At 57.5% G+C, this 17,873-nt stretch carries 16 protein-coding genes, 1 tRNA gene and 1 pseudogene; 14 read left to right on the top strand and 4 right to left on the bottom strand.

The genetic code is table 11. The features are described 5' to 3' along the window. The 10 genes from AC2FGE_RS20670 to AC2FGE_RS20625 form a co-directional block, all read left to right on the top strand. Positions 1 to 1,095 (top strand): COG4223 family protein (locus tag AC2FGE_RS20670; protein ID WP_496821211.1); only part of this gene is annotated, 1,095 nt, incomplete at its 5' end. Between the two features lie 10 nt (positions 1,096 to 1,105). Further along, the gene (locus AC2FGE_RS20665) at positions 1,106 to 2,587 is read left to right on the top strand and encodes a heme biosynthesis protein HemY (RefSeq protein ID WP_496821210.1); all 1,482 of its coding nucleotides are present in this window, start codon (positions 1,106 to 1,108) and stop codon (positions 2,585 to 2,587) included. A 252-nt stretch (positions 2,588 to 2,839) separates the two neighbouring features. After that, positions 2,840 to 3,292, top strand: a complete 453-nt coding sequence (locus tag AC2FGE_RS20660) for an SRPBCC family protein (protein WP_496821208.1) — start codon at positions 2,840 to 2,842, stop codon at positions 3,290 to 3,292. Between the two features lie 142 nt (positions 3,293 to 3,434). Then, positions 3,435 to 4,460: a LacI family DNA-binding transcriptional regulator gene (locus AC2FGE_RS20655; RefSeq protein ID WP_496821207.1), complete on the top strand. Its 1,026-nt coding sequence runs from the start codon at positions 3,435 to 3,437 to the stop codon at positions 4,458 to 4,460. Positions 4,461 to 4,555: 95 nt separating this feature from the next. Beyond that, a complete protein-coding gene (locus tag AC2FGE_RS20650) occupies positions 4,556 to 5,860 on the top strand; it encodes an ABC transporter substrate-binding protein (protein WP_496821206.1) in 1,305 nt (434 codons plus the stop codon). Between the two features lie 107 nt (positions 5,861 to 5,967). Next, entirely contained in the window at positions 5,968 to 6,834 is an 867-nt protein-coding gene (locus AC2FGE_RS20645) for a carbohydrate ABC transporter permease (RefSeq protein ID WP_496821205.1), read from the top strand. Positions 6,835 to 6,846: 12 nt separating this feature from the next. Next, positions 6,847 to 7,677, top strand: a complete 831-nt coding sequence (locus tag AC2FGE_RS20640; RefSeq protein ID WP_496821204.1) for a carbohydrate ABC transporter permease — start codon at positions 6,847 to 6,849, stop codon at positions 7,675 to 7,677. Between the two features lie 12 nt (positions 7,678 to 7,689). Next, positions 7,690 to 8,694: an ABC transporter ATP-binding protein gene (locus tag AC2FGE_RS20635; protein ID WP_496821202.1), complete on the top strand. Its 1,005-nt coding sequence runs from the start codon at positions 7,690 to 7,692 to the stop codon at positions 8,692 to 8,694. Then, the gene (locus AC2FGE_RS20630) at positions 8,691 to 9,464 is read left to right on the top strand and encodes an L-iditol 2-dehydrogenase (RefSeq protein ID WP_496821201.1); all 774 of its coding nucleotides are present in this window, start codon (positions 8,691 to 8,693) and stop codon (positions 9,462 to 9,464) included. Before AC2FGE_RS20635 ends, AC2FGE_RS20630 begins: the two co-directional genes overlap by 4 nt. Continuing rightward, positions 9,464 to 10,960: a mannitol dehydrogenase family protein gene (locus AC2FGE_RS20625; protein ID WP_496821212.1), complete on the top strand. Its 1,497-nt coding sequence runs from the start codon at positions 9,464 to 9,466 to the stop codon at positions 10,958 to 10,960. The genes AC2FGE_RS20630 and AC2FGE_RS20625 overlap by 1 nt, the downstream gene beginning before the upstream one ends. 43 nt (positions 10,961 to 11,003) lie before the next feature. Here AC2FGE_RS20625 and AC2FGE_RS20620 read toward each other — a convergent pair whose 3' ends face one another. Continuing rightward, positions 11,004 to 11,447, bottom strand: coding sequence for a c-type cytochrome (locus AC2FGE_RS20620; protein ID WP_496821200.1), 444 nt, complete (start codon positions 11,445 to 11,447; stop codon positions 11,004 to 11,006). Positions 11,448 to 11,904: 457 nt separating this feature from the next. Here AC2FGE_RS20620 and petA point away from each other — a divergent pair, with 457 nt between their 5' ends. From petA to AC2FGE_RS20605, 3 genes are read left to right on the top strand one after another with little or no spacing between them, the layout of a single operon-like run. Beyond that, positions 11,905 to 12,489 carry a ubiquinol-cytochrome c reductase iron-sulfur subunit gene (gene petA / locus AC2FGE_RS20615; protein WP_170534380.1) on the top strand — a complete coding sequence of 195 codons (585 nt, stop codon included), beginning with the start codon at positions 11,905 to 11,907 and terminating at the stop codon, positions 12,487 to 12,489. Between the two features lie 14 nt (positions 12,490 to 12,503). Continuing rightward, entirely contained in the window at positions 12,504 to 13,847 is a 1,344-nt protein-coding gene (petB, locus tag AC2FGE_RS20610; RefSeq protein WP_496821199.1) for a cytochrome b, read from the top strand. 17 nt (positions 13,848 to 13,864) lie between these two features. Then, positions 13,865 to 14,653: a cytochrome c1 gene (locus tag AC2FGE_RS20605; protein ID WP_496821197.1), complete on the top strand. Its 789-nt coding sequence runs from the start codon at positions 13,865 to 13,867 to the stop codon at positions 14,651 to 14,653. Positions 14,654 to 14,798: 145 nt separating this feature from the next. On the opposite strand, the gene mtaB is transcribed toward AC2FGE_RS20605, so the two are convergent. Both mtaB and dapF read right to left on the bottom strand, forming a co-directional pair. Further along, positions 14,799 to 16,055, bottom strand: coding sequence for a tRNA (N(6)-L-threonylcarbamoyladenosine(37)-C(2))-methylthiotransferase MtaB (gene mtaB, locus AC2FGE_RS20600; protein WP_496821196.1), 1,257 nt, complete (start codon positions 16,053 to 16,055; stop codon positions 14,799 to 14,801). Next, the gene (gene dapF / locus AC2FGE_RS20595; RefSeq protein ID WP_496821194.1) at positions 16,055 to 16,894 is read right to left on the bottom strand and encodes a diaminopimelate epimerase; all 840 of its coding nucleotides are present in this window, start codon (positions 16,892 to 16,894) and stop codon (positions 16,055 to 16,057) included. Before dapF ends, mtaB begins: the two co-directional genes overlap by 1 nt. A gap of 211 nt (positions 16,895 to 17,105) precedes the next feature. Here dapF and AC2FGE_RS20590 point away from each other — a divergent pair. Further along, a tRNA-Lys gene (locus AC2FGE_RS20590) sits at positions 17,106 to 17,181 on the top strand. 145 nt (positions 17,182 to 17,326) lie between these two features. Here the strand turns inward: AC2FGE_RS20590 and AC2FGE_RS20585 are convergent. Beyond that, positions 17,327 to 17,788, bottom strand: a pseudogene (locus tag AC2FGE_RS20585) (RNA 2'-phosphotransferase); the annotation flags it as partial. Positions 17,789 to 17,873: the final 85 nt, after the last annotated feature.

Here is a 17,873-nt window from a genome sequence, read left to right as displayed (position 1 = left end):
GAAGCCGAAGCCGAAGCCGAAGCCGAAGCCGAAGCCGAAGCCGAAGCCGAAGCCGAAGCCGAAGCCGAAGCCGAAGCGCCGGTGGAAGAAACACCGCCTGCGCCGGAAAAGACCGAAGAGCGCGTTGTTGAAAAGCGCAGCGGGTTTGTGCCCGCGTTGATCGGAGGCATGGTTGCTGCGGCCATCGGTTTTATCGCGGGGCGCGCAGACCTTATCCCGTCGGGCGAGGCTGACCCGGCCCAGGCCATTGCGGAGCTGGAGGCCAAATTGGCAGATCAATCCGATCAGATTGCGAAACTTGCCCAAGCGTCTGAAACCTCGGGCCTTACGGATCAGATCAAAGCCTTGTCTGACAAGTTAAGCCCGGTCGAAAACGATCTGGGCGCAGTGAAATCAAGCGTTGAAGCGCTGAGTGCGCAGGTCGGGCCGTTGTCGGAGCGGTTGAATACGCTCGAAGCGAACCCGGTCACCTCGAACGCTTCGCCCGAAGCAACCGCCGCGTTTGAGGCCGAACTGTCCAAGCTGCAAGACTCATTGGCAGCGCAGCGGGCCGAGGTTGAAAAGATGGTTGCAGATGCGCAGGCGCTTGAAGCCAAAGCCTCGGCTGAGGCGCGCGCTGCGACCAATGCCGCGATCCTGTCACGCCTGCGGGGTCAGATGGAGGCGGGCGAGCCGTATCAAGACCTTGTGACTGAGCTGAAAGCGGGTGGTATGGATATTCCGGATGCTTTGGCCGGCCCGGCAGAAAGCGGCGTTGAAACACTTTCGTCATTGCGGGCGTCTTTTGATCCGGTTGCGCGCACGGCTTTGGCTGATGCGCGGGACGCGGATAAGGGCATCGGCTTTGTCGCCTTCCTACAGCGTCAGACCGGCGCGCGGTCGGTGACGCCGCAGGATGGGGACGACCCCGATGCCATTCTGTCGCGTGCGCAGGCCGCCCTGGCCTCGGGTGATCTGAGCGGGGCGCTGACGGAATTGAAATCACTGCCCGAAGCGGCGCAGACCGCAGTGGCTGTTTGGGAGCAGGCGGCGCAGACGCGGCTTTCTGCCGTAGAGGCCGCGAATACGCTCGCATCCAGCCTGAATTCGAACTGAGGGACCTGCCATGCTGTGGTCATTGTTTAAAATCCTTGTTTTCGTTGCGATTATCGGACTGCTTGCTTTGGGTGCCCAGTTCCTGATGCAGACCAGCGGTGGTGTGCAGATCACTGTCGCGGGAACCGAATACACGCTGGGCCCGCTGCAATCGGTGATCGCGCTGGGCATTTTGGTCTTTGCTGTCTGGCTGTTCTTCAAACTGCTCAGCCTTCTGATTGCGACACTGAAATTCCTCAATGGCGATGAAACCGCCCTGTCGCGCTATTTCGATCGCAGCCGCGAACAGCGTGGCTATCAAGCGCTGGCTGATGGACTGATGGCGCTGGCCTCGGGCGAGGGGCGCGCGGCGATGACCAAGGCGAACAAGGCCGAGAGATTGCTGAACAAGCCGGAACTGACCAACCTGCTGGTCGCACAAGCGGCCGAAATGACCGGCGACACTAAGAAAGCGTCCGAGACCTACAAGAAGCTTGTGACCAACAGCGCGACCCGGTTTGTCGGCGTGCGGGGCATCATGAAGCAGAAACTGGCCGAAGGGGATCAAGAGACCGCGCGCAAACTGGCCGAAAAAGCCCTGGCCATCAAGCCGCGCCACGAGGAAACGCAGGACGTATTGCTGAACCTTCAGACCAAGGCCCTGGACTGGGCCGGTGCGCGATCCACTTTGAACTCAAAGCTCAAGGCCGGGTATCTGCCGCGCGATGTGTTCAAGCGGCGCGATGCGGTTCTGGCCCTCTCGGAGGCCAAGGATATCCTGAACGAAGACGCCAGTGTGGATCAGCAGGAACGCGCGATTGAGGCCAATCGCATGTCGCCCGATCTGGTGCCTGCCGCCGCAATGGCCGCGCGGGCCTATATCGAAAAGGGTAAACCCCGCGCCGCGACAAAGATCATCAAGAAGGCGTGGGAGGCTCAACCGCATCCTGACCTCGCCCATGCCTTTGCCGAGATTACGCCAGATGAGTCGGCTCAGGACCGGATCAAACGTTTTGCGGCATTGACCCGCATTCATCCCGAACACCCTGAAACCCGCCTGATCCTGGCCGAATTGAACATTGTTGCCGAAGACTTCCCCGAGGCGCGCCGCGCTCTGGGTGACGTGGTCAAACAGCAGGCAGACGCGCGCGGTTACACCCTGATGGCGGCGATTGAACGGGGCGAGGGTGCGTCAGACGCTGTGGTTCAGGGCTGGCTGGCCAAGGCGCTGAATGCGCCGCGCGGACCGCAATGGGTGTGTGACAATTGCCAGCACATTCAGGCGGAATGGATGCCTGTCTGCGAGAATTGCGGCAGCTTTGACACGCTCAGCTGGAAGGTCCCGCAGACGTCGGAGATCGCCAGTGCAACCGGCGTTCACATGCTGCCATTGATCGTAGGCGCGCTGGAAGACAAGTCCGAGCCAGAGGATGAGATCAGCGAAGCTGAGTTGACCGACGTAATTGAACTGGATGTCGAGCCGGTCGAGGAGACGGTCGAAAAACAGGCCTGACACTCCTGAAGGCAGATGAGCCGCAGTCCGTTCCCGTTGCCAATGCTCGGACGTCATTAGCAATGGGTCTTCGGACCTGGATGCTAAGCCTTCGCTTGTGTCGGGTGTCAATTGTCAGACGCATCTATTTGCGCGGGCCAGTGCAAGGACATGGCCAAAAGGGTTTCCACGGGACGAAAGGCTTGCTTAAGCTGAGGCCCGAGATGTGGCTGAACCGCCCAGATCTGAGCCGTAAGAAAAGGAAGTGTCTGAATGGAACTGAGCGACGAAATCCGCATCTCGGCCCCACGCGACGTGGTGTACAAGGCTCTGAATGATCCCGAGATACTGCAAGACTGTATCCCCGGCTGTGAAGAGTTGACGCAAACCACGCCCGAGCAGCTCGAGGCAAAAGTGGTTCTTAAGATTGGCCCTGTCAAAGCCAAGTTTGTGGGTCAGGTGACGCTGGATACGTCCAAAGCGCCTGACGGGTTTTCTCTGGCTGGTGAGGGCAAAGGCGGGGCTGCCGGGTTCGCCAAGGGCGGGGCCGATGTGATCTTGACCGAGGACGGGGATGAGACCGTGCTGGCTTATACCGCCAAGGTGGATATCGGTGGTAAAATCGCGCAGCTGGGCAGTCGCTTGATCGCCGGAACGGCAAAGAAACTGTCGGGTACGTTTTTCGCGCGGTTTGGTGAGATCGTGTCAGAAAAGGCCGATTCCTGAAACGGGAAACGGGCCGACCCCAATACCGAAAACTCAACAAGACAGGTATAGCGGCGCGCGTCGCTATTGATTTTTTGCCGCGCGTAAAGAAAATGAAAAGCTGTGACAAGATACAGGCGGCATGGGTCCGCAAGCGGTAGGCATGACGAAAATCAAGAATATGGAAGAATTCGCGGCGCTGAGCGGTATTTCAAGGCCGACGGTTTCCAAGTACTTCCACGACCCCGAGAGTGTTCGGCCCTCGACCCGGGCGCGGATCGAAGATGCGCTGGAGCAGTTTGACTATCGTCCCAACATCTACGCGGTGAACCAGAACCGCAAACTGACCAAGAATATCGGTATCGTGGTGCCGTATCTCGCCGACCCGTTTTTTGCCGAGATCGCAAGGTACCTGGAACAAAGCTGCATTGCGGCGGGGTATCGACCATCCCTGTTCAGCTCGCATGGCGAACAGAAGCTGGAGAATGAGATCCTTGACAGTTTGCGGTCCCTGAAGCCTGCAGGCGTGCTGTTTGCTCCTTTGGGGCGTGCATCGGATCGGTCTCAGATCGAAAAGTTCTGCGCCAATGTCCCGACCGTGTTGTTTGACAGTAACCTCGAAGGTTTAGGGGCTGCATTTATCGGATCGGACAATTTCAGCTTTGTCTCTCAGACCGTGGAATACATGACCCGAACAGGCGAGCCACCGTCGTTCTTTGAGATGCGGACCCCGGCAAACCCCAACGCCAACAAACGCCGCAAGGCCTATATTGAGGTGATGGAGCGTTTGGGGTTTGAACCGCATGTCATCAAGATCGATGGTGAGGGCTGGGCCTTTGAAGAGATCGGTCATCAAGGGGCTTTGAAAGTTCTGGGTCAGGATCTGCTGCGTACCAACTCGGTTCTGTGTAGCAATGATCGTTTGGCCATCGGCTTTCTGGCTGCGTGTTACGAACAAGGGATTCGTGTGGGGAGGCGGCCGGATTGCTCGCTGCGTGTTGCATCGAATGACGATCATCCCTTTGCCAAATTTACCTGCCCGTCCCTGACAACCGCTGCGCATGACTACGATAACGTGGCCGGGCGCAGCGTCGAAACCTTGTTTGAACTCATTGAAGATGCAGGGAATTCCACCAACCGCACCGAAACTTTGTTCCCTGCCAGGCTGGTTTTGCGCGAGTCTGCCTGAATGAGATAATTTAACGCGCGTAAAGTTTTTATTGACGCCGCGACAATTTTGGAACTATCCTCTGAGCACGGCATCCAAGCTCAGGGAGGACAGGGATGTATCTGAAGAACGCACTTCGTGCGGCGACTGCATTGACTTTCGTTGCAACGGCAGCGGCCCACGCACAATCCATCACGATCGCCACGGTAAACAACGGCGACATGATCCGGATGCAGGGCTATACCGACAAATTCACCGAAGCGACCGGCATTGATGTAGAATGGGTGACGCTGGAAGAAAACGTGCTGCGCCAGCGCGTGACCACCGACATTACCACCAAAGGCGGTCAGTTCGACATTATGACCATCGGCATGTACGAAACGCCGATCTGGGGTGCCAATGGTTGGCTAGTGCCGCTGGACGGCATGTCTGACGACTATGACGTCGGTGATCTTTTGCCCGCGATGGCTGGCGGTCTGAGCCATGAAGGCACGCTCTATGCGGCGCCTTTCTATGGCGAAAGCTCGATGATCATGTATCGTACTGATCTGATGGAACAGGCTGGGCTGGAAATGCCCGAGGCTCCCACATGGCAGTTCATCCGCGAAGCAGCCGCGGCCATGACCGACCGTGACAATGACATCAACGGCATCTGCCTGCGCGGTAAGGCCGGTTGGGGTGAAGGCGGGGCCTTTATTACCGTGACGGGGAATTCCTTCGGCGCCCGTTGGTTCGATGAGGACTGGAAGCCCCAGTTCGATCAGCCCGAATGGAAAGAGGCGCTGACATTCTTCGTCGATATGATGAATGAATCAGGCCCGGCGGGCTATGCCACCAATGGTTTCAACGAAAACCTGTCGCTGTTCCAGCAGGGCAAGTGCGGTATGTGGATCGACGCGACGGTTGCGGCGTCATTTGTGACCAACCCCAACGATTCAACCGTTGCGGACAAAGTCGGCTTTGCGCTGGCACCGAATGCGGAAGGTGTCGATAAGCGCGCTAACTGGCTGTGGGCTTGGGCGCTGGCCATCCCTGCCGGTACGCAACAAGAGGATGCCGCCAAGCAGTTCATCGAATGGGCGACCTCGAAAGACTACATTGAGTTGGTAGCCGAGAACGAAGGTTGGGCCAATGTCCCACCCGGTGCGCGGACCTCGCTGTATGAAAACGACAACTACAAGGACATCCCTTTTGCGCAGATGACGCTGAAGTCTATCCTTGCCGCTGATCCGCAGAACTGCTGCGCTCAGCCGACGCCTTACACCGGCATTCAGTTCGTCGCCATTCCTGAGTTTGCGGGCATCGCCACGCAAGTCAGTCAGGAATTCTCGGCGGTTTATGCCGGACAACAAACGGTGGACGAGGCGCTTGCCAAAGCGCAGGCCTTCACAGCCGAAGAAATGGAAGCCGCAGGTTACTAAGGCTTCCCTCCCGTGGGGGACAGGTGATCTGTCCCCCGCTCCCCACTTTCGCAATTTGTGTTTTTCTCGCAGGCTAGCCCCGTGCCTGAACAGAGAGGTCTTGCATCATGGCGACCCAACATTCCCGATCCGTTGCCCGGCTGATGATGGCACCCGCAGTGGTTCTGCTGCTTGGCTGGATGCTCGTGCCGCTGACGATGACCTTGTATTTCTCCTTCAAGAAGTATCTGCCCCTGCGCGGTGGCGATCTGGGATGGGTCGGGTTCGATAACTATGTCCGGTTCGTCTCGTCCAGTTCCTTCTGGCCTGCGGTTCAGGCAACGCTGTTGATCGTGGGCGGCGTGTTGGTGATCACGGTTATTCTGGGCGTGTTGCTGGCGATGCTGCTGGATCAACCGATGTGGGGCCAAGGTGTTGTCCGCATCCTCGTGATCGCGCCCTTCTTTGTGATGCCGACCGTGTCCGCTTTGGTCTGGAAGAACATGTTCATGGACCCGGTGAACGGCCTGCTGGCGCATCTGTGGCGCTTCTTCGGGGCCGAGCCGATCTCATGGCTGTCCGAGGCGTCGATGACCTCGATCATCATGATCGTATCTTGGCAGTGGTTGCCCTTTGCCACGCTGATCCTGTTGACCGCTATTCAGTCGCTAGACAGTGAACAGCTGGAAGCGGCCGAGATGGACGGTGCCCCCGTCCTGAAGCGCTTCTACCACATCATTCTGCCGCATCTCAGCCGCGCAATCACCATCGTGATCTTGATCCAGACGATCTTTCTGCTGTCGATCTTCGCCGAGATCTTCGTGACCACCGGCGGCGCATTCGGCACCCGCACCCTCACCTACCTGATCTTCCAGCGCGTGCTGGAAAGCCAGAACGTTGGACTTGGATCAGCCGGAGGTGTCTATGCCATCATCCTCGCCAATATCGTTGCCATCTTCCTGATGCGCATTGTCGGCAAGAACCTGGACGCGTGAGGAGGTAACATCATGGCCCGCGCTGTCACACCCCGCCGTAAAACACTGAACACCGTCCTCGCATGGGCCGTTGGACTGCTGATCTTCTTCCCGATCCTCTGGACCATCCTGACCAGCTTCAAGACTGAGGCGCAGGCGATCGCCAGCCCGCCGCTGTTCCTGAACTTCAACTGGACGCTGGAGAACTACGCCATCGTGCAGGAACGCTCGGACTATATGCGGTTCCTGTGGAATTCGGTGATCATCGCGGGTGGCTCGACCATTCTGGGTGTGATTATCGCGGTGCCAGCCGCTTGGGCGATGGCCTTTGTGCCGTCCAAGCGCACCAAGGACATCCTGCTGTGGATGCTGTCCACCAAGATGTTGCCTGCGGTCGGCGTTCTCTACCCGATCTACCTGCTGTTCATTCGGTTGGGTCTGCTGGATACGCGCGGAGGTTTGGTCGTCGTCCTGATGCTCATCAATTTGCCGATCATCGTCTGGATGCTCTACACCTATTTCCGCGAAATCCCCGGTGAGATTCTGGAAGCTGCGCGGATGGACGGGGCGACGTTGAAAGAGGAAATCCTCTACGTCCTGACCCCCATGGCCATCCCGGGTATCGCCTCAACTGTTTTGCTGAACTTCATCCTGGCTTGGAACGAGGCGTTCTGGACCCTCAACCTAACCGCCGTCGATGCGGCGCCTCTGACGGCGTTCATCGCCAGCTATTCCAGCCCTGAAGGTCTGTTCTTTGCCAAGCTCAGCGCGGCCTCGACCATGGCGATTGCGCCAATCCTGATCCTTGGCTGGTTCAGCCAGAAACAACTCGTCCGCGGCCTGACCTTTGGCGCTGTGAAATAAGGAACACGACACATGGGACGCATTCAACTCAAGTCCGTGACCAAAAGCTTCGGCGACGTTGAGGTCATTCCCCCGTTGGACCTGACCATCGAAGATGGCGAGTTCACCGTCTTTGTCGGCCCCTCGGGTTGCGGTAAATCTACCCTGCTGCGTCTGATCGCGGGGTTGGAGGATATCACCTCGGGCTCTATCGACATTGACGGATCTGACGCAACAGATGTCCCACCTGCCAAGCGGGGTCTGGCGATGGTGTTCCAGTCCTATGCGCTCTACCCCCATATGACTGTACGCAAGAACATCGCCTTTCCACTTCGGATGGCGAAACTGGATCAGGCCGAGATCGACAAGCGCGTCGAAGGGGCCGCCAGCGTTCTGAATCTGACTGACTATCTGGATCGCCGTCCCGGCCAATTGTCCGGTGGGCAACGTCAGCGGGTCGCCATCGGGCGCGCCATTGTGCGTGAACCGGCGGCCTTCCTGTTCGATGAACCTCTGTCAAATCTTGACGCAGCGCTGCGCGTTGGCATGCGGCTGGAGATCAGCGAGCTGCATGAACGGCTGGCCACAACGATGATCTACGTGACCCATGATCAGGTTGAAGCAATGACAATGGCCGACAAGATCGTCGTGCTTCAGGCCGGTGTGATCGAACAGGTGGGCTCGCCCCTGGAACTGTACCGCACCCCACGAAACCTGTTCGTCGCAGGTTTCATCGGCTCACCCAAAATGAACTTTATCGAAGGCGAGGAGGCTGCAAAACATAGCGCGCAGACGATTGGTATTCGGCCCGAGCATATCGCCGTGTCCGAGAGCGACGGTACATGGTCCGGTGTTGTCGGCGTGTCCGAACATCTTGGATCGGACACATTTTTCCACATCCACGAGACGGGTCTGGCCGAGACGATTACCGTGCGCGCGGATGGTGAGGTCGGGTTCCGACACGGGGACCGAATTCATCTGACCCCGCGCTCGGACGTCATTCACCGGTTTGACGCCAAAGGATTGCGGATCGAATGAAACGCTTGGCGGGTAAAACGGCGCTGATCACCGGCGCGGCGCGCGGGATTGGGCTGGCTTTTGCCAACGCCTATGTCGCCGAAGGCGCGCGTGTGGCACTGGCCGATGTCGACATCACTCGCGCGCAGGACGCCGCCAAGGATATTGGTGCAGCTGCGATTGCGGTTGAGATGGATGTGACGCGCCAAAGCAGTATTGATAGTGCCATTGCGCAGACGGTGAATAGCTTTGGGCAGATTGATATTCTGATCAACAACGCCGCGATCTTTACCGCCGCTCCGATTGTTGAAATCGAGCACACCGACTACCAGCGCGTCTTTGATATCAATGTCGCGGGTACGTTATTCACTCTTCAGGCTGTTGCGCAGCACATGATTGAACGCGGGATCAAAGGCCGCATTATCAACATGGCGTCGCAGGCCGGGCGACGCGGAGAGCCCTTGGTCGCGGTTTATTGCGCCAGCAAGGCGGCCGTTATCTCGTTGACCCAATCCGCCGGACTGAATCTGATCCAACACGGCATCAATGTGAACGCGATCGCTCCGGGTGTGGTGGATGGTGAGCATTGGGACGGGGTCGATGCGTTCTTTGCAAAACACGAGGGCAAGCCACCGGGACAGAAAAAGCGCGAGGTCGCAGCAGCGGTTCCGCATGGCCGTATGGGGCGTGCCGAGGATCTGACCGGGATGGCGGTATTTCTGGCGTCAGATGAGGCGGACTACATCGTCGCACAGACCTACAACGTGGATGGCGGAAATTGGATGAGCTGATGGATCCATTGGCGCGCACTCATACACCAGTGAAGCTGCGGTTGGACAATCTGTCCCATCTTCCTGCAGATGTTAAAACGCCCCACTACCGGCGCGAAGATCTGACGCCCGGCATCGTCCATATCGGTCTTGGCAATTTTCACCGCGCGCATCAGGCGTGGTATATCCATCGGTTGATGCAGCAGGGTCTGGCGCTAGATTGGGCCATCATCGGCGCAGGTGTCCGCAGCTATGATGCCGAGTTACGCGCAAAGCTGATCCGGCAGGATTGCCTGACAACACTGGTTGAGCTTGATCCGGCGGCCTTATCCGCCGAGGTGATTGGCCCGATGATCGACTATGTGCCGATTGAGCCGGGCAACGGGCCGCTGATCGAACGGATGTCAGACCCTGCCATCCGCATCGTGTCGCTTACCATTACCGAAGGCGGATACTATCTGGACGCCAAAACGGGTGTGTTCGATACGGAACATGGTGATATTCGCCATGATGCGCAAAGCCCGGAACAGCCGCGCACCGTTTTCGGCGCGCTGGTAGCGGCGCTCGGGCGCAGGCGCGCTGCCGGGCATGCGCCCTTCACGGCGCTCAGCTGCGATAACCTGCAAGGCAATGGTGCGATCTTGCGTGCCTGTGTGGTCGGGCTGGCGCGCATGTCCGATCCCGACCTTGCGGAGTGGATCGAACAGAACGGGGCCTTTCCAAATTCGATGGTGGATTGCATCGTGCCTGCCACGTCGGAAGACCTTTGCAGCCAATGTCAGGCGCTGGGCATCACGGACGCCGCCCCGGTTTCGCATGAAAACTTCCGCCAATGGGTGATCGAGGATGATTTCTGCGCCGGACGCCCGCTTTTGGAAACGCTTGGTGTGGCGATCACCAAGGATGTGCATGCCTATGAGGCGTTGAAGCTGCGCATTCTCAATGGCGGTCACCAGATTTTGGCCAACGCGGGTGAAGTTCTGAACCTGCCTACGATTTCGGACTGTCTGCAGGATGCAGACCTCTCGGCCTTTTTTCGAAAGGTCCAGATCGAAGAGATACTGCCTCATATCATAGGCGTGCCCGAGACCAGCCCAGATGCGTATCTAAGGCAGGTCGAGCGCAGGTTTCTGAACCCGAAGATCCGCGATTCCACACGCCGTGTGGCCTTTGACGGATCAGCGCGGCATCCGGGGTTTCTGTTTCCATCGCTTCGCGACGCGATATCCTCGGGTGCCTCGTTGTCAGGATTAGCCTTGGCCGAAGCCTTCTGGTGCCGCATGTGCGCTGGCACGCGCGAGGATGGGACCACGATTGCGCCCAATGACCCCATTTGGCCAGACTTGCAGGCCGCCGCCCGCTCGGCTCGGGCTAATCCCGCGCAATGGCTGGATGTGGCTAACCTTTATGGTGAGGCAGGGCAGGACCCACGGTTTGCCCAAGCCTTCACCGATTGGCTGGATTGTATCTGGCAAGAGGGGAGCCGCGCCGCAATTGCCAGATATGTCAGGTCATAAAGCCCGCCCGAAACCGGGCCGCTTTCGCTGAAAACCACCCTGTCTATTCGCCGAAGGTGGCCAGATAGGCGGTGATATCTTCCGCACCTTTTTTGAGCTTCACGCTCATGTTCGGGCGGGCGGACTCGTCGTTCAGATATTCTTTGATGAAACCGATCGGGTCCTGCGAATAGGCGATAAGGTTGGCTTCGGTCCAAACCAGACCTTCCTCGCCAGCGCGGATCATGTCATCGGTGAACATGCCGATAGGCAGACGTTCACTGCCATAGCGGTAGTCGTTCTCGGTTCCGGCAACGCGGCCGATTACGCCATAGAGGTTGGGGCCGGTGATTCCACCTTTCACCAGAACTTCGCCATCCTTGATAATCGCGTGGCAGGACGAGCAGCGGTTATAAAGTTGTTCGCCTTTGACAGGATCACCGGAGGCGGTGACCTGGGAAGACAGGGCAATCGTTAACAGAACGACAGCCAAGGGGGTCTTTGACATCGTAGTCTCCTGAATGGCGTTCGCGCAGGGGTTGATGTCTGATGTATCCGGGTGATGCGCAACGAAAATCCTCTGGATTTTGTATTGCGAAAATCATCTATTTCAGGGGTATTATTTGTTACCGAACAAAAGGATATTCAAACCTCGGATCGTGCCCGGTTTCGAACCAATCTTATGAAAGCTAAGCACAGTGAAATAGGCAAAGCCGATATCGAGACGTGCAGAAAGCCGGCTCGAATCAGGCTGATTCGATTCGTTTTTTGGCAAGCAGAGTGATATGGAATCCCCAAAAAACCCGGTGTGCCGTGACAAAATACACAGATGCGGCGTATTGCGCGTTTATGACCGCTGGACGAATACTAATTGCGTCGGTAGACAACGCGGTTAAGACACCGCCTTCGTGCGGTGTACGAGCTATTTGCCCGCACGCGGGCGCCAGACAATCGGAGATTACCTCGTGTCCCACGCAGAAGACCACGAAGGCACCCGCAGAGATTTCCTGTATTACGTCGCTGGCGGCGCAGGTGTCGTTGCAACGGGGGCAGCCGTATGGCCCCTGATCAACCAGATGAACCCATCCGCAGATGTTCAGGCCCTGTCCTCGATCCGCGTGGATGTCAGCGGGGTTGAGCCGGGTACGCAATTGACCGTCAAGTGGTTGGGCAAGCCGGTTTTCATCCGTCACCGCACCGGTGCAGAAATCGCCGAAGCGCAAGAACAGGATGCCGAGGGCGTGGATGCCCTGCCGGATCCACTGGCGCGGAACTTCAACCTGAATGCCGACGCACCCGCAACTGACGCGAACCGCGTTATGCCCTCGCCCGAAGGCGAAGCGCCGGGCGCCTGGATCGTTCAGATGGGTGTGTGTACACACCTGGGCTGTGTGCCGCTGGGTGATGCCGGAGATTTTGGTGGCTGGTTCTGTCCCTGCCATGGCTCGCACTATGATCTGGCCGGTCGTATCCGCAAGGGTCCCGCGCCTGAAAACCTGCCTGTTCCGCCTGCGGAATGGGTCGACAATTCGACAATCCGACTCGGCTAAGGGAGACCCAACTTATGTCCGGAATTCCCCACGATCACTACGAGCCGAAGACAAATGGCGAAAAGTGGCTGCATAGCCGCCTGCCCATCGTCGGCTTGCTGTATGACACCCTGATGATCCCAACCCCCAAGAACCTGAACTGGTGGTGGATCTGGGGTATCGTTCTGGCGTTCTGCCTGGTGCTGCAAATCGTCACCGGCATCATTCTGGTGATGCATTACACCCCGCATGTCGATCTGGCTTTTGCCAGTATCGAGCACATTATGCGTAACGTGAATGGCGGTTACTTCATCCGCTACCTGCACATGAATGGCGCGTCGCTGTTCTTTGTTGCGGTCTATATCCACATGTTCCGTGGCCTTTACTACGGTTCCTATAAAGCCCCGCGTGAGATCACGTGGATCATCGGGATGCTCATCTACTTGATGATGATGGGTACCGCCTTCATGGGCTACGTTCTGCCCTGGGGTCAGATGTCTTTCTGGGGTGCGACCGTGATCACCGGCCTGTTTGGTGCGATCCCATTTGTGGGTGATGCGATCCAGACCTGGCTGCTGGGCGGACCTGCGGTGGACAATGCCACGCTGAACCGTTTCTTCTCACTGCACTACCTGCTGCCGTTTATCATTGCGGCGCTGGTGATCGTGCATATCTGGGCCTTCCACACCACCGGCAATAACAACCCGACGGGTGTTGAAGTGCGCCGTGGTTCGAAGGCCGAGGCTGAGAAAGATACGCTGCCCTTCTGGCCCTACTTCGTGATCAAGGATCTGTTCGCTCTGGCCGTCATCATGGTCGTCTTCTGGGCGATTGTTGGCTACATGCCAAACTATCTGGGCCACCCCGATAACTATATCGAAGCCAACCCGCTGGTCACACCTGCACATATCGTGCCTGAATGGTACTTCCTGCCCTTCTACGCGATCCTGCGTGCCTTCACCGGCGAGGTCTGGGTGGTTCAGTTCGCCAGCTTCATCACCGGCGGCATCGTCGATGCCAAGTTCTTTGGTGTGGTTGCCATGTTCGGTGCGATCCTGGCAATGGCGCTGGCTCCTTGGCTGGACACGTCGAACGTGCGTTCGGGTCAGTATCGCCCGATGTTCAAATGGTGGTTCTTGCTATTGATCGTCGACTTCTTTGCCCTGATGTGGCTGGGTGCGATGCCTGCAGAAGAACCCTATGCGACCTTCTCGCTGATCGCGTCGGCCTACTGGTTTGCTTATTTCTTCGTGATCCTGCCGATCCTTGGCGTGATCGAGAAGCCGCTGCCACAGCCCGAAACGATCGAAGAAGACTTCAACGCGCATTATGGCAAGGCTGACGCCGAAGCCTCATCCGCAGCGGCACCGGCCGAGTAAGAAGAGGGACCGGAAACATGTTCAAGAAACTTGCAATCGGTGCCGCGTTTGCCCTGGCCCTTGCGCCCGCCTCGACCTTTGCGGCAGGTGGCGGTGAGCAGCACATCGAAGACTATGCGTTCTCGTTCGAGGGACCTTTTGGTACTTGGGATGAATTCCAGCTGCAGCGCGGACTTCAGATCTATACCGAGGTTTGCGCGGCCTGCCATGGCCTGCAATATGTGCCTCTGCGTGATCTCGAAGCGCTGGGGTATTCGGAAGAACAGGTGATCGCTTATGCGGCTGCCAACTTTGAGGTGTTCGACCCTGAGCTGGACGATTTTCGCCCCGCGCTTCCGACTGACCACTTCCCGGCCAACACAGCGGTTGGCGCACCTGACCTGAGCCTAATGGCCAAGGCGCGTGCAGGGTTCCACGGACCTTATGGTCTGGGGATCAACCAACTGGTCAAAGGCATGGGTGGCGCAGAATACATCGCGTCGTTGCTGAATGGCTATACGGGCGAAGAGAAAGAAGAGGCGGGAACCATCCTGTACGAGAACAAAGCCTTCCCTGGCGGTTGGATCTCGATGGCACCGCCCCTCTCGGATGAGCAGGTCGAGTTTGCCGATGGTCACGCAAACGATGTCGAGCACATGGCTGAAGATCTGGCCGCGTTCCTGATGTGGACCGCCGAGCCCAAACTGATCGACCGCAAGAATGCCGGTTTTGTCGGCGTGATCTTCCTGACGGTTCTGTCGGTGCTGCTGTATCTGGTGAACAAGCGCCTTTGGGCCCCGCACAAGGGCAAAGCCCGCAAGGACTGATCTTTCGCATCAGATAGAATTCAAAAACCCCCGCACCATCTGGTAGCGGGGGTTTTTGCTTTTGAGGGTGGATTGAAGGGGCCAGCCCCTTCTTGGCCTGTGGCCAATTCAACCCCGGGATATTTTTAGCCAGATGAAGGATCGATCAGGCTGTCAGTTGGGTCCCAGTCTGACCGATGATCGTAGCGGTTACGATCTGGCCTTCGGGTTTAGGCGCGTCAAAGGTCACTTCGGTAAATTGTTCGGTCCGGCCCATATGTGGGTTCTCCATCAGAATACGATGGGTTTTGCCCAATTGGGCAGTAAGATGTCTGGTGATCTGAGCCTCACCGGCTTTGCGCAGGCGGGCGGCGCGGTCTTTGATGACCGTACCGTTCACCTGCTGCGGGATGCGCGCGGCTGGGGTGCCGTCGCGCTTTGAATAGGGGAAGACGTGCAGCCAGGTTAGGTCGCACTCGGTGACCAGTTTGAGCGAGTTGTCGAAATGGGCATCAGATTCTGTGGGGAAGCCAGCGATGATATCGGCTCCGAATGTCATTTCGGGGCGCAGCTTGCGCGCCTCTTCGGTGAAGCGGATGGCGTCGTCGCGCAGGTGCCGGCGTTTCATCCGTTTCAGAATCAGATCGTCACCATGTTGCAGGGACAGGTGTAGATGCGGCATCAGGCGCGACTCGGTCGCGATCGCTTGCATCAGATTCTCGTCCACTTCGATGGAATCGATCGAGCTGATCCGCAGGCGCGGCAGATCCGGAACCAGTTTGAGGATGCGCATCACCAGATCACCCAGCTTGGGCTGCGCCGGCAGGTCAGCGCCCCATGAAGTCAGATCAACGCCCGTTAGTACGACTTCGTTATAGCCCCTATCGACCAAACGCCTGATCTGATCCACCACGACACCGGCGGGCACGCTGCGCGAGTTGCCGCGGCCATAGGGGATGATGCAAAAGGTACAACGATGGTCACAGCCGTTCTGAACCTGCACATAGGCCCGGGATCGTGTACCGAAGCCATCGATCAAATGACCGGCGGTTTCAGTGACCGACATGATGTCATCGACCTGAAGCGCCTCGGTCTCACCTATGAAATCGGCGGCCATCCCTTTCCAGGTATCGGGCTGCATCTTTTCGGTGTTGCCGATGACGGCGTCGACTTCCTCCATTTTGGCAAAGGTCTCGGGTTCGGTTTGCGCGGCACAGCCGGTGACAATCAGGCGCGCGTTGGGGTTTTCCCGCCGCAGCCTTCGGATTTCCTGACGAGCTTTGCGGACGGCCTCGGCCGTCACCGCGCATGTGTTCACCACGACCGCGTCGGTCAGGCCAGCTTGCTGCGACAGTTCCTTCATCGCCTCCGTTTCATAAGCGTTGAGGCGGCAGCCCAGGGTAGTAAACTTTGGCGCGCTCATCACAAAGACCTTAGGAATTCGGGTGTCAGTGTGCCAGAAAACACATGGGCCGTTGGCCCTGTCATCCAGACACCATCGTCGCGCCAGTCGATCCAGATGGTGCCCCCATCCAGTTCGATCTGAACTTTCCGACCAGTCAGCCCGCGACGTGCGGCGGCGACGGCTGTGGCGCAGGAGGACGACCCCGAAGCCAGAGTGATCCCAACGCCCCGTTCCCACACTCGCATCCGGATATGGTCTCTGCCAATGATCTGGGCCACCTGTACATTTGTACGCTGTGGGTAGAGCGGGTGGTATTCGTATCGTGACCCGAATTCAGCCAGGGGAATCGCTTCCGCGTTGTCAACGAAAAACGTGCAATGCGGATTGCCCATGCCCGTTGCAGTGGGTGCGCCTTCGATCGGCAGTTCCAGAGTATCCATTTCTTGAGCGAGAGGGATATCGCGCCAATCCAGCTGAGGTTGCCCCATATTGACCGAGGTCAGACCATCGCCTGCATCTTTGGCGGCGAGCGAGCCCCGTTCGGTGGTCAACGAGAGTTCGGATTTGTCAGCCTCGTCCATTAGAAACCGGGCAATGCAGCGCGTGGCGTTGCCACAGGCGGCTGAGGTTGAGCCATCGGCGTTGTAGAACACCAGATGCGCATCCCCAGCGCCGTTTTCGATAACGGCGAGCTGATCGAAGCCAACGCCAAACTGGCGGTGTCCGATGGCCTTGGCCAGTGCCGGTGTGATAGGCGTGGCGTGCGCCCGCGCATCTACAATGACGAAGTCATTACCCAACCCATGCATCTTCATGAAGGGCAAACCGGTATCGAATCTCTGTTGCATGGCGGGCATATAACGTCGGAGGAATAATGAATCCACCCTATCGCCAAGATTCGTGAAAAAAGGTCTTGACCCCCCCGCGCCACCTGCCTAATTAGGCCGCCTATCGGGTCGCCGGAAACATCTGAAACACAGGCGAATCGAGGTGTGAAATAAGGTCTTGAACCTGATCGGGAAAATACCTTACAGAGCGCCACGGATCAGCAAGATCCAACAAAAGAGTGGGCCGTTAGCTCAGTTGGTAGAGCAACTGACTTTTAATCAGTGGGTCGCAGGTTCGAATCCTGCACGGCTCACCACTTTTTAAAGTTTCATTAACACATAAGAGTGCGTTTTGAACGCATAAGCGTGCTAATGCCGCGTTTAGCGGTAGATGTCACCGCAAAGCAGCGTGATCGTTTTTGACAGATTACATAGCAGGCGGGCTCAGTTTTCAGCTTTTTGTCAGGCAGTTTGCCCGAATCCAAGATAGCTTGACGGGACCTTATCTGTGAGCCAGACACCATTGTCTGCACAGAAGAATTCGAAGCCATCGTCGAACATTCGCTTAGCTTCGATACGTAATACAACTGGCTTGCCGTGCCGCTGGCCAACGCGCTCGGCGGTTTCAGGGTTAGTCGAGAGATGTACTTGACGGCGTCGCCCAGGGTTTAGTCCATCGGAAAAAATTGCATCTAAATTTGCACTGGCTGTTCCGTGGTATAACTCGTCTGGTGGACGCTGAGGTTCTAAGCCAAGGTCCACATCTACCGAATGACCTTGTGCTGCCCTAATCCGGGAACCATCTTCAGACAATGTGAACCGTTTTTTGTCGCTACTTTCTACAAGCTGAAAAAGCTCGTCGCGACTTAGCTTTCGGTTTGCTTTTTTCAGCTTCCGCAACAGTTCATCACCGAGAACCCACCCATGCTTATCTAGGCTCCAGACTCATTAAATTACAGCCAGAACAGGACGGTAGCTGCGAGTGCGATTGCGGATAGGAAGACCTTCG

The sequence above is a fragment of the Ruegeria sp. YTSA075 genome, assembly GCF_059610245.1.
Note: the sequence above shows the minus strand (reverse complement) of the source record. Positions and strands in the feature narration are given on the sequence as shown.

Coding starts and splice junctions, on each gene's coding strand:
- AC2FGE_RS20665 (WP_496821210.1), top strand. CDS start 1,106: ATGCTGTGGTCATTGTTTAAAATCCTTGTTTTCGTTGCGATTATCGGA.
- AC2FGE_RS20660 (WP_496821208.1), top strand. CDS start 2,840: ATGGAACTGAGCGACGAAATCCGCATCTCGGCCCCACGCGACGTGGTG.
- AC2FGE_RS20655 (WP_496821207.1), top strand. CDS start 3,435: ATGACGAAAATCAAGAATATGGAAGAATTCGCGGCGCTGAGCGGTATT.
- AC2FGE_RS20650 (WP_496821206.1), top strand. CDS start 4,556: ATGTATCTGAAGAACGCACTTCGTGCGGCGACTGCATTGACTTTCGTT.
- AC2FGE_RS20645 (WP_496821205.1), top strand. CDS start 5,968: ATGGCGACCCAACATTCCCGATCCGTTGCCCGGCTGATGATGGCACCC.
- AC2FGE_RS20640 (WP_496821204.1), top strand. CDS start 6,847: ATGGCCCGCGCTGTCACACCCCGCCGTAAAACACTGAACACCGTCCTC.
- AC2FGE_RS20635 (WP_496821202.1), top strand. CDS start 7,690: ATGGGACGCATTCAACTCAAGTCCGTGACCAAAAGCTTCGGCGACGTT.
- AC2FGE_RS20630 (WP_496821201.1), top strand. CDS start 8,691: ATGAAACGCTTGGCGGGTAAAACGGCGCTGATCACCGGCGCGGCGCGC.
- AC2FGE_RS20625 (WP_496821212.1), top strand. CDS start 9,464: ATGGATCCATTGGCGCGCACTCATACACCAGTGAAGCTGCGGTTGGAC.
- AC2FGE_RS20620 (WP_496821200.1), bottom strand. CDS start 11,447: ATGTCAAAGACCCCCTTGGCTGTCGTTCTGTTAACGATTGCCCTGTCT.
- petB (WP_496821199.1), top strand. CDS start 12,504: ATGTCCGGAATTCCCCACGATCACTACGAGCCGAAGACAAATGGCGAA.
- AC2FGE_RS20605 (WP_496821197.1), top strand. CDS start 13,865: ATGTTCAAGAAACTTGCAATCGGTGCCGCGTTTGCCCTGGCCCTTGCG.
- mtaB (WP_496821196.1), bottom strand. CDS start 16,055: ATGAGCGCGCCAAAGTTTACTACCCTGGGCTGCCGCCTCAACGCTTAT.
- dapF (WP_496821194.1), bottom strand. CDS start 16,894: ATGCCCGCCATGCAACAGAGATTCGATACCGGTTTGCCCTTCATGAAG.